This is a genomic window from Ulvibacter sp. 2305UL32-6, assembly GCF_058148545.1.
Genome location: NZ_JBYVKA010000002.1, coordinates 688,419 through 705,437 on the forward strand (window position 1 = coordinate 688,419; position 17,019 = coordinate 705,437).

Annotated in this window: 16 protein-coding genes; 13 read left to right on the forward strand and 3 right to left on the reverse strand. The window is 32.9% G+C overall.

Annotation, left to right across the window (positions count from 1 at the left end; translation table 11 throughout):
- Positions 1-71 precede the first annotated feature (71 nt).
- Together cls and ACY2RU_RS09030 are read right to left on the reverse strand one after the other, a co-directional pair.
- Complete coding sequence (gene cls, locus ACY2RU_RS09025) at positions 72-1,508, reverse strand: cardiolipin synthase (RefSeq protein WP_490138115.1); 1,437 nt, start codon at positions 1,506-1,508, stop codon at positions 72-74.
- A gap of 3 nt (positions 1,509-1,511) precedes the next feature.
- Positions 1,512-2,111: a DUF6134 family protein gene (locus ACY2RU_RS09030; RefSeq protein ID WP_490138116.1), complete on the reverse strand. Its 600-nt coding sequence runs from the start codon at positions 2,109-2,111 to the stop codon at positions 1,512-1,514.
- A 138-nt stretch (positions 2,112-2,249) separates the two neighbouring features.
- On the opposite strand from ACY2RU_RS09030, the gene ACY2RU_RS09035 reads away from it, so the two are divergent.
- From ACY2RU_RS09035 to ACY2RU_RS09045, 3 genes are all read left to right on the forward strand, one after another.
- On the forward strand, positions 2,250-2,972 hold the full coding sequence (locus tag ACY2RU_RS09035; RefSeq protein ID WP_490138117.1) for a peroxiredoxin: 723 nt from the start codon (positions 2,250-2,252) through the stop codon (positions 2,970-2,972).
- Between the two features lie 59 nt (positions 2,973-3,031).
- Positions 3,032-3,409: a hypothetical protein gene (locus ACY2RU_RS09040; RefSeq protein ID WP_490138118.1), complete on the forward strand. Its 378-nt coding sequence runs from the start codon at positions 3,032-3,034 to the stop codon at positions 3,407-3,409.
- 61 nt (positions 3,410-3,470) lie between these two features.
- Positions 3,471-4,109 carry a YceI family protein gene (locus ACY2RU_RS09045; RefSeq protein WP_490138119.1) on the forward strand — a complete coding sequence of 213 codons (639 nt, stop codon included), beginning with the start codon at positions 3,471-3,473 and terminating at the stop codon, positions 4,107-4,109.
- A gap of 83 nt (positions 4,110-4,192) precedes the next feature.
- Here the strand turns inward: ACY2RU_RS09045 and ACY2RU_RS09050 are convergent, their stop codons facing one another.
- Positions 4,193-4,627, reverse strand: a complete 435-nt coding sequence (locus tag ACY2RU_RS09050; protein WP_490138120.1) for an Hsp20/alpha crystallin family protein — start codon at positions 4,625-4,627, stop codon at positions 4,193-4,195.
- A gap of 485 nt (positions 4,628-5,112) precedes the next feature.
- Here ACY2RU_RS09050 and ACY2RU_RS09055 point away from each other — a divergent pair, with 485 nt between their 5' ends.
- From ACY2RU_RS09055 to ACY2RU_RS09100, 10 genes are all read left to right on the forward strand, one after another.
- Positions 5,113-6,369: a tyrosine-type recombinase/integrase gene (locus ACY2RU_RS09055; RefSeq protein WP_490138121.1), complete on the forward strand. Its 1,257-nt coding sequence runs from the start codon at positions 5,113-5,115 to the stop codon at positions 6,367-6,369.
- 2 nt (positions 6,370-6,371) lie between these two features.
- Positions 6,372-6,821: a hypothetical protein gene (locus tag ACY2RU_RS09060; RefSeq protein ID WP_490138122.1), complete on the forward strand. Its 450-nt coding sequence runs from the start codon at positions 6,372-6,374 to the stop codon at positions 6,819-6,821.
- A gap of 21 nt (positions 6,822-6,842) precedes the next feature.
- Entirely contained in the window at positions 6,843-7,616 is a 774-nt protein-coding gene (locus ACY2RU_RS09065) for a hypothetical protein (protein ID WP_490138123.1), read from the forward strand.
- Positions 7,617-7,885: 269 nt separating this feature from the next.
- A complete protein-coding gene (locus tag ACY2RU_RS09070; protein ID WP_490138124.1) occupies positions 7,886-9,163 on the forward strand; it encodes a hypothetical protein in 1,278 nt (425 codons plus the stop codon).
- Positions 9,164-9,900: 737 nt separating this feature from the next.
- Positions 9,901-11,283, forward strand: coding sequence for a hypothetical protein (locus ACY2RU_RS09075; RefSeq protein ID WP_490138125.1), 1,383 nt, complete (start codon positions 9,901-9,903; stop codon positions 11,281-11,283).
- Positions 11,284-11,430: 147 nt separating this feature from the next.
- The gene (locus tag ACY2RU_RS09080) at positions 11,431-11,634 is read left to right on the forward strand and encodes a helix-turn-helix transcriptional regulator (protein WP_490138126.1); all 204 of its coding nucleotides are present in this window, start codon (positions 11,431-11,433) and stop codon (positions 11,632-11,634) included.
- Between the two features lie 41 nt (positions 11,635-11,675).
- Positions 11,676-13,355, forward strand: a complete 1,680-nt coding sequence (locus ACY2RU_RS09085; protein WP_490138283.1) for a type I restriction-modification system subunit M — start codon at positions 11,676-11,678, stop codon at positions 13,353-13,355.
- Positions 13,352-14,530 carry a hypothetical protein gene (locus ACY2RU_RS09090; RefSeq protein ID WP_490138127.1) on the forward strand — a complete coding sequence of 393 codons (1,179 nt, stop codon included), beginning with the start codon at positions 13,352-13,354 and terminating at the stop codon, positions 14,528-14,530. The genes ACY2RU_RS09085 and ACY2RU_RS09090 overlap by 4 nt, the downstream gene beginning before the upstream one ends.
- Positions 14,527-15,702, forward strand: coding sequence for a PD-(D/E)XK nuclease family protein (locus ACY2RU_RS09095; protein ID WP_490138128.1), 1,176 nt, complete (start codon positions 14,527-14,529; stop codon positions 15,700-15,702). Before ACY2RU_RS09090 ends, ACY2RU_RS09095 begins: the two co-directional genes overlap by 4 nt.
- Positions 15,699-17,018 carry a restriction endonuclease subunit S gene (locus tag ACY2RU_RS09100; protein WP_490138129.1) on the forward strand — a complete coding sequence of 440 codons (1,320 nt, stop codon included), beginning with the start codon at positions 15,699-15,701 and terminating at the stop codon, positions 17,016-17,018. The genes ACY2RU_RS09095 and ACY2RU_RS09100 overlap by 4 nt, the downstream gene beginning before the upstream one ends.
- The last annotated feature ends 1 nt before the right edge of the window (position 17,019 follow it).

Here is a 17,019-nt window from a genome sequence, read left to right on the forward strand (position 1 = left end):
TTTGATTTCTTTTTGTGTTGCATCAAAGGTATCACGTTGATCGTAATTGAATTATGACGACCGTCAGTTTATCATAAAATAGGACTAAATACTTTCGCTATTCCTTCTTTTAACCTTTCTAATTTAGACCTTTTTAAATGTTCTTGATAATCCATTTGAACACTTTTTTTGTAATCCTTCAAAAGGTCACGCTTTAAATTTGTGGTTATATCTTTGTCGTAGATCAAAACATTTACTTCATAATTTTGCTCAAAGCTTCTAATGTCAAGATTGGCGGTTCCAATAGAGGTTAACTCATCATCCGAAATAATAACTTTTCCATGTAAAAATCCATCTGGATATAAGTAAATTTTAACTCCCGATTGAAGTAAATCCTCAAAATAAGAACGAACATTCCATTTTACTAAAACACTGTCTGAATTAGTAGACAGCAGTAATCTAATGTCTATTCCGCTCATTGCTGCTACTTGCAAAGCTTCCATTAATGCCTCTCCAGGAATAATATAAGGGTTTGTGATATAAACGTATTTTTTTGCACTATTAATTATTGAAAAATAAAGTTGCTGAATGGAAGAAAAGTCGGAGTCCGGACCACTTGCCACCACTTGTGCAACTGATTTACCTGGATAAGAATGCTTTAAAAAATAGTGTGTGTTTAATAAATCATCAGTTCCACTGGCAAAGCTCCAATCCATTGCAAAAACCGCCTGTAAGCTATTAACCGAAGTACCTCGTAACTGCAGGTGCATATCGTACCAATTTCCCAAAACAGGGTCACCCGTAATGTATTTGTCAGACACATTGATCCCACCGGTAAAACCAATAAGGCCATCTACAATAACAATCTTCCTGTGATTTCTATAATTAATAGATGAGAGAAGTCTTCCTAAGCGCATCGGTAAAAAGCTATTCACTTGTATTCCTGACTCTTTTAGCTCGTTAATATATTTGTTGCTTAACGACCGACTGCCTAATGCATCGTAAAGAAAACGAACTTCAAGGCCTTCTTCTGACTTCCGTTTTAGTATTGTTTTAAACTTTTCAGCCAGATCACCATCTTCAAAAATATAATACTGAATATGAATAAAATGTTTAGCAGATTCCATCGCTTTAAAAATCGCGTCAAAGGTGGATGCTCCATTTATTAATGGAATTAACTCGTTTCCCTTGCTAGGTAAGAACTTTGATCCTGCAGAAATTAGTTTTGCTAACTTAATATGCTCTTTTATAACCGTTGGAACATTACTTTCTTTGTTCTCATCCAAAGAATTATAGTATTCTTCCACTTTACCATAATACTGAGAGATCTCTTTGGTTTTTTTTAGTCTATAAAATTTATTTTTTTTTCTGTTTCTACCAAGAATAAAATAAAATAGCATTCCTCCTACAGGAACGGTAAAAATAGCCAAGAGCCAAGCCAAGGTTTTAGTTGGCCTAATTCCGTAAAGAAGCAATCTTCCCATTAGGGCGAATGCCAATAAAAAATATAATGAAATTGCCAGTATCATAGTCTAATTTTTATTCTTTGCAATGATTTCAAATGAAATAACGCCACTATCAATAGTTGCTTCTTTCAAAACGCCCGCTTCATAATAGTATATATTTTCATTTCCTTTTGAATTCACTTTTTTGTACGTGTGATTTCCCATGGCTAGGATGGTATTAAAACTACCATTTTGCTCTGAATAACACGTTCTAATATCAACAGGTTCTTCAAAAAATAACTGTATTGTGGCAAAAGAAATAGAATCTCTCATGGTTTTTTCTATTTCGTCATTTTTTATTATTTGATAACTTGGGTCTGTCCATTGCGTCGATGTTTCAGCATGAGGTTTTTCATTTACAGAAATATGAACATCTGCCTTTTCTAACAAGGCAGCATCAAAAACTACATCGTACATATAATTTACACGAATATCTTTTATGATTCGAGTCTCGATCGTGGTTGAGCTCTGATAATAGGTTTTAGCCCCTTTGATCGTTTTAGTAGCTTCTAAGTTTCCAATTACCCGCTTGTTATGCACCACATCAAAATAAACACTTTCTTCCGAAGAATTAAAAGAACTCCAAGAAGTAATTAACGCACTAATAATCAATACACAATACATCATATTACAAAACTCAATTATGTTGTTACAAATTACGTCATTCAAAAAATCAAAAAGCCTGACCTAAGTCATTTCAAGATATAACACCTATCCATAATTTTGGCTTATTAAATAAATGTTTTATTAAATAATACAATAGTTATGGAAACAATACAAGAAAAAGAGCAGATAACACCAATGCCAAGAATAGGAGATGAAGCGCCAAATTTTAACGCAGTAACCACGCAAGGAAATATTAACTTTCCAGATGATTACGCTGGTAAATGGGTTATACTATTTAGTCATCCAGCAGACTTTACACCAGTATGCACTTCCGAATTTATAACATTTGCACATCTTGAAGATAAGTTTGACAAAGCCAATTGTAAGTTAGTTGGTTTATCTATTGATGGTTTATACAGTCATATTGCGTGGTTGCGAACCATAAAGGAAAAGATTTCCTTTAATGGGATGAAAAATGTTGAGGTTAATTTCCCTCTAATTGAGGACATTACTATGGAAGTAGCCAAAAAATATGGAATGGTCCAGCCTAACGAAAGTAAAACACAAGCGGTAAGAGCTGTATTCTTTATTGACCCATTGGGCATTATTAGAGCTATAATTTATTATCCTTTGAGCCTTGGAAGAAATTTTGATGAAATCTATAGAGCTTTAATAGCAATGAAAACTGCAGATGAATTTTCAGTTGCAACCCCCGCAGATTGGAATCCAGGTGATGACGTCATCGTTTCACCCGCAGGTTCTTGTGGAGTTGCCAAAGAACGCATGGAATCTCCAGACGAAGAATTAAAATGTGAAGATTGGTTCTTCTGTACCAAAAAGCTAGACAAGGAAGAAGTACTAGCTGCTGTTCTAAAAAAATAATTACTTCCTTAACTCTAATCTAAGAGTAAATCATTAAACCTAAACTTAACAGATAATAAATGAAATCACAAAAAAACATAGGCATTTGGATGGATCATTCAAACGCAAATCTGATTGACTTAAATTCCAAAGAAGACAGTCATTCGATAGTATCAAAATTTAAGCTTAATACAAAGGAAGAAGCTTTGAAAAGAAGCGAAAATATTATGCATAATAAGGAGCAGCAAATGACTGAAGCCTACTACAAAAAAATTGCAAGTGAGCTAATAAATTATGACCATTTGCTGTTGTTTGGTCCAACAAATGCAAAAGCAGAACTACATAATTTATTGAGCAAGGATTTACATTTTAAAGACGTTAAAATTGACGTTGAATCCACGGATAAGATGACGGACAATGAAAAAGTTGCTTTTGTTAAAAAACATTTTCAGCAGTAAATTTTTCTTGAAAAGCAATCAAAAGCTTAATTAGTATAATCTTGTTAAAATGAAACTTCGTATGAAATATGTACTATCATTCATGATAGTACTCGTGATTATTTCCTGTAACAATTCAGAAAAAAAACCTTTGGATACGAATACAGATGTAAAAACTACTGAAATTGAACCTATGTATTCAATAGATACTTCAGGAAGTACTATAAATTGGACCGCCTATAAATTTACAGATAAGGTTGGCGTAAAGGGAGGTTTTGACAATATTATACTATCTCCAAAATCAAAATCTGGGTCTGTTGAAAATATTTTGCTGGCATCCAAAGTAACTATTAATACAATGTCGGTTAACTCTGGGAACGAAATACGGGATCCAAAATTAAAAGAATCCTTTTTTAAGGTATTTCATACCGATACTATTAAAGGAGAAATTTTAAAAGTTGATCAAAATAAAGGATTATTGACGCTAGAGATGAATAACATAACGAATGAGATCCCTTTTAACTACGCGCTTAAAACCGATACTATTTTTATGGAGACAACCATTAATTTGAAGGATTGGAAAGGAGAAGAAGCAATTAGTTCTTTAAACGAAGTATGCTATGATCTTCACAAGGGCGCTGATGGAATATCTAAACTCTGGCCAGATGTGGATGTGGAAATTAAACTTCCCATTACTAAAACGCTGCTTGCAAAAGAATAACGTTAAATATGTTTCCATAATAACAAAGAAAAAGCAGGAGATAATAGTTTTATCTCCTGCTTTTTCTTTAATAGATTTTGAGATTATGCAATCTCTACTTTCTTTGGTTTGTGATTTTTAGATTCCTCTTTTTTGGTAAGATTAAAACTAAGAACACCATCTTTATACTTAGCCTTTACATCTTCCTCTTTTACTGAATCAGGAAGTTGCAATCTCTTCTCAAAAGAATTGTAACTAAACTCTTTACGCGTATAGTTGTCTTCTTTTTTCTCTTTAGCGTTTGAACTTTCAGCAGAAATATTTAGGCACCCATTGTCAATGGTTACTTCAAAATCTTTCTTTTCAAATCCAGGAGCCGCCAATTCAACCTCGAAAGCATCATCTGTTTCTTTTATGTTTAATGCAGGTTCGTCCAATTTCTTGTTCCATAAACGATTGTCAAAAAAATCGTTATTGTCAAAAAAATCTGATGTAACAAGATTGTTCCAAGGTTTTCTGTTAAATTTCACTAGTGACATAATTTTATGATTTTAAGTTAAACAATTATTACATAGCTAAATTAGAACCAAGACACGACTAAAGAAATGACCTGGATCAGTTGAACTTGTTAAATATTAAGACTCTAGAACCTATTTGAAAAGCTATGCTCTCCACATTTATGAAGAAAAAAAGCCAGCAAGGTTTTGCTGACTTTCTTGGTCGGGATGACAGGATTTATAGAATCTCTTTACATCGCTTTAATTTTATCTAAAGCAAAAAAGCTTACTTAAGAAAATAAATTTTCTACGTAAGCCTTTCGCTTTAGTTTGTCGGGATCACAGTCCTCGAAAGCTATTTATATATCCTTTCACTATTTAGTACTTCAGTTAGACTAAGTACTAATAATAATGCTATTTATAAAATTTAGTCATTAACTCACAATACAAAATTCTGTTTCAATAATTTCTCTAATTTCTTTAATATTCGTAAATTTATGTTCCTAATGTGTTCTTTATAAGATAATATGAGTTATTCCAAAGTTACTCTTTATAAACAAAACAGTCAAAATGAATCCTTTGTGGTCGTCTACTACCAACACAATGGTTCAGCGGTAAGACAGCGAACTAGTGTGACCGTTTTGAAGAAAGACTTTGACAAGAAATCTGGAATGGTGAAACGAAGTGATTCAGATTCAAAGGTTAAAAATGAAGTTATCGCCCAACATTCCTCTATGGTTGAGGGAATCATTACCAACTTTATAACAGAACATCAGTTCAAACCAAGCTCTGAGTATGTTAAGTCTCAAATCAGTTCCGAATTCAACAAAAAAATGAGCATACTGGGTTCTGACATATTGGACCACTTTGCAGAATTCTTTGAAGAAAAACGAATCCAATTCAACTCACCTGATTTTAGCTCTAGCTCGCTTAAAGACTATCTGTCTACACTTAATGCACTTAAAGATTACAGCGTCGTTGCGGGAACTATTAATCCATCAGACCTCAACAATCGTGTTTGGCTTGATAAGTTCAATACCTTCTTAAGTGACAAGAGACCTAAAATTAAAGGGTATAGGTTTCTCACTGGAAAACAAAATGATAAAACTAGACACAAAAGATTTGGAGTGCTGAAGAGCTTTGGGAATTGGATGGTAAAAAACGGACACATAAAAAATATCGATGTCTTGGTAGATTTCAGAGTAAAAGTGGTCAAAAAAGTATACTACACCCCAAACCTTGATGACATTAAAACCATACAATGTGCTGAGTTCAAGTCACCAACTCATCAAAAAGTGGTGGACCTTTTTATTGTTGCTTGTCATACTGGGGTGAGGTTCAGTGATGTTGCTAGGATATCAAGGGCTAGAGTTAAAAAAAAGAGTGAACTTCCTATATTGATATTAAACAACCAGAAAACTAAAGAAAGAATCGAAGTGCCACTCACAAATAAGGTGATGGAGATTCTTGAAAAATACAGCTATAATCTGGATATTATGACCAGCCAATCAGTCAACAAGTATCTACACACTGCTTTGGCAACCATTGAAAGATTTCAACTACCGCATGAATTTGGAACCGATGGACATACCAAGCCGATTTATGAACTAGTTACGTTTAAGACTGGTAGAAGAGCATTTATAACAAACTTGGTTAATAATAATGTGAGTCTAAATGCTATTATGAAAATGACTGGTCATAAGAAACTATCAACACTTCAAGGGTACGTCAATCCCGATTATGAATTGATGATGGGAAATGTTCAAATTTTTAATAATCTGTAACTATGAAAAAAAGAGAGGCAAGAGAGATTATCGAATATTTTTATTCTTTCAAAAAGACAGACAATAAGAATGTGGATGAAAATATTCAATCGGCAATGGACGAATGGGTGGACGAATTCTTCATAAATAACCCTGGTACTTCTTTAAAGGTTTTAAAGAGAACATTTATTATGAGGTCGGACAGATTGAAACGTGAAACGGCAAGGGCTATGATAAACAAAATCTCCAAAATATATAAAATTCAAGGAGATGATTCTTCCATAACAGATAAACCTGAAAAAGAATACATCATTAAAGAGGCGTGTGAAATATTGAGCCTAACACCTCAACATGTAAATAGTATAATTCGAAAATATGACCTCCCTTATCGACAAGTGTCACCAAGAAAAAAATATATCAGCGAATCGACAATGGAGTTAATTCGAAGTGGTAACTACAAAAATTTGAAATGATTGAAATTTTAAACAAAAACTATGGAAGACCCAATAGATAAATTAAGAAAGGAGATAATGGAATCTATCTTAACTAAGGCTTCTGATTGGCAAGAAAAAGTCTATGATTCTCAACAATATCAGCAAGAAATTAAATCTCTTGAAGCGGTATCAATGGATTTTATCAATGCTGTTAGAGCTGTTTCCATTTATTCCAAAAGAGGGGGAGATATTTACAATAACTTTTTATGTATCAGAACAATTGACGATTTAATTCAGTCGGCGATTGGAATTCAAACAATGATAGAAAATGGGATTCACAATACTGTTAGAAGAGAACTAAGATATCTTATTGAAATGACAACCAAATATGTTTTGGTTGATTATGCAAAAATGGGAGAAAGTTTCGACACAAAAACAGAGTATTTGAGAGACCAGGTTCCTAATTCATCAATTGAAGTAATTGAAGATTATTCGACTCCTTTTTCTGATGACTTAAGATTGCAGTTCAGAAGTGAGGTAAAAGATTTCTTTTATAAAGCCTGTGCTTACGTCCATCCTTCTAAAAGACAGATTGACGAGCAAATGACCAATTATGAAAGAAAAAATACGATTGGATTTGAATCAGCTAAAATGTTTACCGATATAAATAAAATTGTATTCCGAGCATACGATATGATTTTACTTATGGTTTTTCACAGCTTTGGTCACTCAATGTCTAAAGATTTATTTGAACAAATCTTTGATGAAAATCCTAAATGGAAATTCCACAAAGGGAAGTATGTGAAAGAATTTAGAAAAACCCTATTTAGCTAACAAGAAATAGAATAGCGGTAACACCAAAACATCTCTTCTGGCGAAGTTATATAACATAATTGAAGGCGAATTCAATAAAACTGAATAAACATATCTCAAAAATTCTCTCTAAACCTAAGTTGCATCTGATTTGAAGTCGTTGGCTATACTGCTGCATATCTATAAATATGACCTTAAAAGACGATTACATTACATATCAAATCAAACTTTTAGAAACAAACAAATTTATTTTTGTTAATTTTCAGTATTAATTGTAAACCATAGTAAAAATGGGGTTCTGGGTCTGGGTAAAAAAGAATATCGGTATAAGTTATAATCAAGAGATGCTTGATACTCTTGCAAAGAGCATAACCGAACAATCACATGAAATTCAAGGGAACAAGGAAATTATTAAATCACTAAAAGAAGGAATTGAGATTCAATCTGAGGAAATTAGCAAAACCCAGTCAATTAGTGAACAGATTTTAACAAAATTTGAAAACAAGGATGAAATAATAGCCATAAAAGACCTTACTGACATACATTTGAAAAACTTACACAATAAGTCATTATTAAGTTTTGTTCGACTCGATGAGTCTCTGAAGAAAAAAAAGAGAAAATTAGTATCCAATGAACAGATAATTGGAGGGTTAAGCTCAATACCTGAAATTACTTCAGGTTTGTTTCTCGCCGATTCTTATGCCTTTAAAATACCAAGTGGAATATCCAATTATAATGTGATTGGTATTGGAAATGGACAAGGAACAGCTTTAATAGGCACGAACGGGAAAATCATAGGACATGGTCATTATATACAGCAACTCACAGAGGCAAGTACTTTGTTAGCAATAGGTGCTGCGAATTTGATAATTGAACAGCATTATTTGGCTCGAATATCAAAACAACTAGACGCAATGTCTGAGACATTGAGCTTTATAGAGTCTTTACATTTCATACAGAGAGAATCAGAGATAGATTCTCTTATTCAATCATTCGGAGAATGGTCATCGGAGCTTCATCATAATTTAAAAGACAATGTTGTTAAGACAGCAGTATTGACGAACATAATTTTTGCGAATACTAAAATTAAGGAACTCATACTTTGGTATACCAAGATTATAAATGGAATTGATTTAACAAAAGCGGAGCAAATAAATTTGGATTATCTACGCTCCCTTCAAGAACTTTTCTTGTATGGTAAACTTTTAGAAATATCTTACAAGAGTAGATTTGATGATAAAACCATTTCTTCATTAATCAATGAATGTAGAGATGCTAACGAATCATTTAGGGTCTTGTATAATCAGATAATAGATTTACAGAAAGAAAACAAACTTATTATTGAAAGACCAAAATGGTACGACTGGATAAAGGGAAATAAAGGCTCCAAAAAGGAAAAACGGGATAATATAGTAATTGAAAGCATTACGCTTCTAGAGACTCTGCAAAAAGATGGTGACAACAGCTTCCAAGCTAGAAGAAAACTGCTTATGGAATTAAGGGAGAAAAATTCCCAAGAAACGATTGTTATTGTTGAAAAAGGAAGAGTTTATGAGTTAGTCGACTAATTTTATCCCCGTAAGTGAGTTTCTAGACGAACGAAATAGGTAACAGAATCAACTATTGAACTGATTAGAACTGGTAAGTACAGATAATAATTAATTGAATATTAAACAATGTATATACATAGTCTTTTAAATTACTCGGAATACCAAAAAAAAATTATGAACCACTCGGATGTATATACAAATTAACACGAAGGAGTGCCTATGTAAGAGGGTTCACATTGTAGTTCCTTTTTTTTGAACTAAAATTTTATCATTGATGGTTGAATGACTTCATATAAAAAGCTGAATAATACACGTACGACACGATTTGGACAAAGTATATACATCGTTTAGGGGGAGATGAGAGGTACAAAACGGAATAATGGAAAACAGACTAAATCTCTCTAAATATTGTAGTTCATTTTTTTTTATTTGAAAGTTTCTGGCATTTTGTATAAACACGCAATATTTATTAGAATAACATTCAACTTATTGAAAAAAAAAAAAAAACCAAATGAAATTACCAAATCCAGAAAAGAACGAAGTATTTATAATGCGTATTAGTAAAACAATGAAGAAGAAGCTGGAAGACCTGGCCAAATCACCTAACTATAATAACAACAGTTCTGAAGTGGTTCGCTCTCTTATCGAATCAGAATACGCCAAGAAACGATTATAGATTCCTTATAAAAATGATTATTAAGTCTAAACGTAAGAATAAGTCATGACATTTATTATATTTTCGGTATAGTTAAAATATGGGGAATACTACTAAATATAGGAAATATAGAACCTTTTACCTACCAAAGGTAATAGTGGATTATTTGTTTATTAAACTTAGTGAAAATAAACCTAATGAGGAACTTGATGTAGCCATCTTGATTTCTATAATCAATGAAATATTAACTAAAAGTAATCAGAATAGAAAGAATGAGGAATATCCATATCATGTATGTCCACTAGATTCAAGATATCTTAAAGCAAAATATGGTCATAGATATTATAAACATATCAGATGGTTGGATACCTCTTCATTTACAATATGGAGTGATAAACCATATAAAGGAAGAACAACACATTACTACTTACAAGATTTCTTCTATTATAAAAAATATTGTGATGAGTACCTACTAACTAACATCCCCTATACCTATTGTATCTCAAATAACCTAGACATAACCATTAAAGCCATTGTTAATAAAGGGATTGAAGACGTTCAAAAAAATAGGATTTATAAAGAGTGGTGTTCAATAAAACTACTTATCACAAAGAGTAACATCAAGTTCTTGACATACCAGTATAAGAAGGATTCTATCGAAATTAACAATGCTGCAAAACACATCAAAAAAATGGGCAGTCACTTTCGTAAAAACTTAAAAATATATAGAAATGAGGCCATTACCTACTGCGAGTTATTTTTAGACGAAAAATTGGCTAAGTCCAAAACTGAGGAAGAAAAAAATAAAGCATTTAAACGTTACAGTACACGCATTGCCTCTGTTGAAGCTATTGAAAATGGCAAAAACAATAAGAGTCTTAGATTCAGTAGAAATACTACCAATAATAGATTGGATACAAATTTAACCAACATGGCAAGCGACCTAAGACCATTTATTGTTGGATATGAAAATATGTCTTATCTGGACCTAAAGAACTCACAACCCGTATTGTTTAATATTTTATTAAATAAACATCGCAAACATGCTTCAAACAGTCTTATCGAAGAACTTGACAAATACTTTGATTTAACCACATCTGGCAAATGGTATGAGGCTCTGCAAAAAATATACAATCAATCTAGAGATGAGTGTAAAGAAAGATGGATGGAAATAGCATATTCAAAAAACCCACACTACAAGGAACAAAAGGATGTCTTCGAGAAAGAGTTTCCATTAATTTATAACATCATAAAAAAGATTAAGCGAACCGAACATAGTGAATTTGCTATTCTGTTACAGAAAATAGAAAGTCACATATTCATAGATGAAATATGCAAAGAACTAGGAGGTCGCAATATAATTCCATATTCTATGCATGATGGGTTGTTGGTTCCCAAGCAAAATGAAGCGGAAACTTTACAAGTTATGTCAGATATATTGAAATCTTATCTGGGGAAAGCACCAACAATTTCCGTAGAATAATTGGCAGTCATCTCTCAAACTTCATTTCTTCTAAAAAACTTTTACTCTTCCTATGGGGAGAAAAACTAACAATCCAATAGTGATATTATTCACAGTTAAATTGGTACTTTTATATCAATATTTTCCGATAGTATTAAAATTATATCTATGAACAGAATCAAAGAAGTTCTGGAAGAACAAGGAAGAAGTCAAAAGTGGTTGTCCGAAAAGGTTGGCAAAAGCCATAATACTGTCAATTCTTATGTTCAAAATAGAAGTCAACCAAGTGTTGAAGTACTTTATAAAATATCAGAATTACTACAAGTCAGTGTAAAAGATTTATTAATTGACAACAAAGAATTAGAAAACTAACTATGACAAACGTAAAAGAATCAGCAAATTTTATATGATCAATTGCAGACCTTTTAAGAGGCGATTATAAGCAAAGTGATTATGGTAAGGTGATATTGCCATTAACGGTTCTACGGCGGCTGGACTGCGTTCTGGAGGAATCCAAAGCTGAGATACTGAAGAAGTTTGCCCAAGTTAAGAGTATGCACATTCAAAACCTGGACCCAATCTTAAATAAAGTCGCTGGATACAATTTCCATAACAGAAGTCAGTTCGATTTTAACAAGTTGGTTGCGGACCCAAACAATATTGCAGCCAACCTTAGAAACTACATCAATGGTTTTTCTGAAGATGCTAGAGAAATTATCGAACAATTCGAATTCGAGAACCAGATAGCTAAGTTGGAAGATAACAACTTGCTTTTTATAGTACTTAAACGATTCCAAGAAGTGGACTTGCATACCGACAAGATATCCAGTATGGCCATGGGTTATATGTTTGAAGAGTTGATTCGAAAGTTTGCAGAGATATCAAATGAAACAGCGGGTGAACACTTCACTCCTAGAGAAGTGATACGACTGATGGTGAACCTATTGTTTATGGATGATAGAGAAACCTTAACAAAGAAAGGGATTGTTAAAACAATATATGATTGTTGTGCTGGTACTGGTGGTATGCTATCGGTAGCCGAGGAATATTTACATGAGCTTAACCCAAATGCTCGATTAGAGGTGTTTGGTCAAGAACTGAATCCAGAATCTTACGCCATTTGTAAATCAGATATGTTAATTAAAGGACAGAACCCCACCAACATAAAAAAGGGTAACAGTATTTCAGATGACCAATTGGCAAATCAGAGATTTGATTACCTCATCACCAATCCACCATTTGGGGTAAAATGGAAGAAAATTGAGAAAAAGGTAAAAGCTGAACATGAAGAATTGGGTCATGGTGGTCGGTTTGGTGCTGGACTGCCTTCGATTAGTGATGGTTCATTCTTATTCTTGATGAGTTTAATGAGTAAGATGAAACCAGAAGGGTCTCGATTGGCTATTGTGTTCAATGGTTCACCATTGTTCTCTGGTTCACCTAGCAGTAAAAAGAACGAAAGCAGCATCAGACAATGGGTGATTGAAAACGACCTCTTAGAAGCCATTATAGCACTGCCTAATCAATTGTTTTACAATACTGGTATTAGTACTTACATCTGGATAATAAGCAACCACAAACCAAAAGAACGCAAGGGAAAAGTTCAATTGATTAACGCAGTTGATTTCTTTAAGAAAATGAGCAAATCGTTAGGAGATAAGCGAAATGAATTGAGTGACCAACACATTGCAGACATTACCAAATTGTACGGTGATTTTGAATCAACCGAATACTGTAAGATTTTTGACAATAAAGACTTTGGGTACTCAAAAGTAACGGTGGAAAGACCGATACGGAACGCAAAGGGGGAAATCATAAAGGATAAAAATGGTAAACCAAAAGCCGATAGTAGCCTTCGTGATACTGAAAACATTCCTCTAAAAGAAAATATAGATGATTATATTAAGCGTGAAGTAATACCACATGTTCCAGATGCCTGGGTGGATGAATCTAAGACGAATGTGGGCTACGAAATCAACTTTACCAAATACTTCTATCAATACAAGCCTCTGAGGTCGTTAGATGATATTAGAAAAGACATACTTGCCTTAGAAGAAGAAACAGATGGGTTAATTAAAAAAGTGATTTTATGATGTCGGTTTCAGAAAAAACACTTGAAATAGCAATAACCCATGAAATCCTATCATTAGCCGATAATTTTTTAGGGTTTTCATATTTGTATCGTCATCCATATAGAAGACATTGGGCAAAGAGACTACCCTATGTAACGGGTTTAACTTTAGATGCAGAGAAAAAATCTGGATATGATGTGAAAATAACATTGCCTAGAGATTTTACTGGTTTCGGTGCTCCCTACATTTACTTTTTACAGTTCAAAAAAGGATATCACAAAGATTTTTCAACCATATCTTCTAGTGTATTCCGTGGTAGTGTTAACAACAAGCAAAAACATATGCTTTTTGGAATAAATAATAACTCTAGCAAAGACCAACATATTAAGTTAAGGAATCTTTACAACTCGAATAGAACTAATAATCGGGTATTAGTAGGATATGCATTACCCTTAATTAATAGTTCGAAAATGTATAAGAACTGTATTGGAGACTTGCTAATTAGAACACCTATTTACGAGATTAGGGATGTTGACAACCTTGCTTCAAGTGGAAGGGTTGGAACAATAGTCTCTGGCAGTGAACATCATATAGCCATAAGTTATGATGGTTCAAGAAAGGAAATTCGCTCAACACCTCAAGAGATTAAACCTAAAGATATTTCACTGGATTTCTTTAAAGAAATTTTTGCAGTTAGATGGTATAAGTCAATTCAATATTACGGAAATCAGTATCCTCGAAACTTTGGTATAAGTATCAATGGATTTTTTCAAACCCTAGTAGGGCTAGGAATTTATTTAAAGGTCGAACCAGAAATAATCGAAGAATCCATTTCAAACTTAATTTATGAAAATAAAAACAACATTCAAACTGAAAATATAGACTCTGTTATTAGACATGTTAAAAGAAGTATCCGTTTTAATCGAGCAGAAAAAAGAAATTTAATGGAAGGGGATGAACAATCAAAACTTCTATTTATTCGGAGACAAGAGCTTTATAACCAACTAATAGATACAAGCTGGGAACTTTATTTGGAATTCGATTCAGATAATGAAAAAATTAGACCATTGGAGGATATAATCCAGATGAAATACTTATCACCATTAGAAACGAAGAGGCATCAAATCACATTAAATTTTGACGAAATTAAATTGAAGGATACAAATCTTAAAGGTATTAGCTATACAATTATATGAGCCAGGTTATAGACATAGTAAAAGATATTGAAACTCTTTCGAGTTTGTTGCCAAAACTACCCCCTAAGCGGAAAAAGAACTTCTTTGATATTTTGGGTGTTCGTAATAAAGAAACTATCAATTCAAGGGTGATTGCTTACTTTTTAAGAAGCCATGAAGAACACGGACTTAATAGTTTGTTTTTTGACAGTCTATTGGAAGTTTTAAGAAGAAAGTTAAGTGAGAAACCAGATAACTATTTCGATAATTTTTCTGGGGATTATCAAATTACCACCGAGGAGTCTACGACTCAAGCAGAAGAAGACTTTAATAAGAAAATAGATATAGCCTTAACGGGAAATAATTGGGCTATTATTATTGAAAATAAGCTTTACCATAACCTGAACAACCCATTGTTAGCTTACTGGCAACATGCCAAGGCATATTCAGTTAATGTTATAGGAATCGTGTTGTCTATTCATAAACGAACTGAAAATGAGTGTAGGATAGATGATAATTTGCATTTTGTGAATATCACGCATCAAGAATGGATAAAGCAAATTGAAGATAACCTAGTCTTAAGTGACATAACCAACACTTCAGTCAAATTTTATATCACCGAATATATTAAAACCATAAAATCACATTACAAACAAAAAATGGACGAACCAAAGATGAACGATTTAGTAAACACCATTGCTCACCATCACGATGAGGTCAAAAGGATTCAAAATAAGGTAAATGAATCATTATTGTTTTTAGAACAACAAACTATCGAAGTATTTGAGTCCTTTGGCTATGAAAAAACGGGAACCTGGTTTACCAATCGGAAATACTCACACGAGCTTTTCTTCTATATGGCTCCCGTCCAAGAAATTCTATTAAACAATAGACTTTGGTTTTTTTATGAGGTACGAAATACTACTAACAATTTGTATAAGAATAAAATAAAACCCAACGAATTAAAAATTCACTTTAAAGAGGTCATTTACGATAAAAGCAAAATAACAATAATAGGAAATGATAAAAAGACCCATCATTCGCATATTGCCAAATATGGAGAACACAATTTTTTAGGTGATGGAGAATTTTTTAAAGATAAATTAACCCAAATTCTTGCCACGCATTTTATGAACAAAGGCGGTATTGTAGATGAAACTATGAAGTTTTTAAATAGCAAACTAATTTCATGAAGCAATATAACTCGTATAAGGATTCTGAAAGACCCTATTTAGGGGAAATCCCTACGCATTGGGTTCCAACTACATTGAAAAGAATTGCCGAAGTTAAAGATGGTACTCATGACACTCCAAATTATGTAGAAGACGGGGTTCCTTTTATAACAACTAAAGACATAGGTCCAAATGGTATTTCCTTTAATGAGTGTAAATTCATTTCATATGAGGATTATATACAAATAAATAAAAGGTCGGATGTTCAAGAAGGAGATATAATAATGCCTATGATTGGAAGTATTGGTTCTCCAATAATTGTTAAAACAAATAAACCTTTTTCAATAAAGAATCTTGCTCTTATAAAGAAAGGTCTTTTATGCAACATAAGTTATGTCCGCTATTATATTGATTCAGAAGCCACTAATTATCAATTTGGTCTTAATACTGCTGGGGGAGTACAAAATTTTGTTTCCTTGGGAACTTTAAGGAATCTGGGTATACCGAAGATTCCGATAGACGAACAAACTCAAATCGCCAACTACTTAGACCACAAGACGAAGCAAATAGATAACCTCATCAGTAAAAAGGAGCATTTAATTGAACTATTACAAGAAGAGCGTACCGCAATTATTAATCAAGCTGTCACCAAAGGATTAAACCCTAATGTCCCAATGAAGGATTCGGGTATTGAATGGTTGGGGATGATTCCAGAGCATTGGCAGTGTGCAAAGCTTAAATTATTTGTAGATAAAATCACGGACGGTTCTCATCACAGCCCACCATCTGAAGAAAAAGGCAAAAGATATTTGTCCGTAAAGGATATTGGTAATAATGAAATACTTTTTGACAATTGTAAACTTATTTCTGATAAAGAGTTTGAGCTACTTGTTCGCAATGGATGTCAACCAATCGAGGGAGATATTTTATTAACCAAGGATGGAACAATTGGAAGGGCAGCAATTGTATCAATTGACAATGATTTTGTGGTATTATCCTCTTTAGGTATCATAAGGCCAAACCCAGCAAGCTTTGATTCAGAGTTTCTCAGAGAGTGGTTGGTTAGTGACTTAAATGTTAATCAAATGTTGAGCTTTATAAAAGGTGCGGCTCTTACTAGAATAACAATTACCATCATAAATAATTTAATTGTGGCTGTGCCTCCAATTACTGAGCAAAAAGAAATAATGCAAAATCTAAATTCATCCATCGAAAAAATGGACAAAATAATGGATAAGGTATTAAAGGAAATAGAATTATTAAAAGAATATAAAACAACACTAATTAGTGAGGTAGTTACTGGTAAAGTTGATGTTAGAGAAGAGATGATAAATTAGA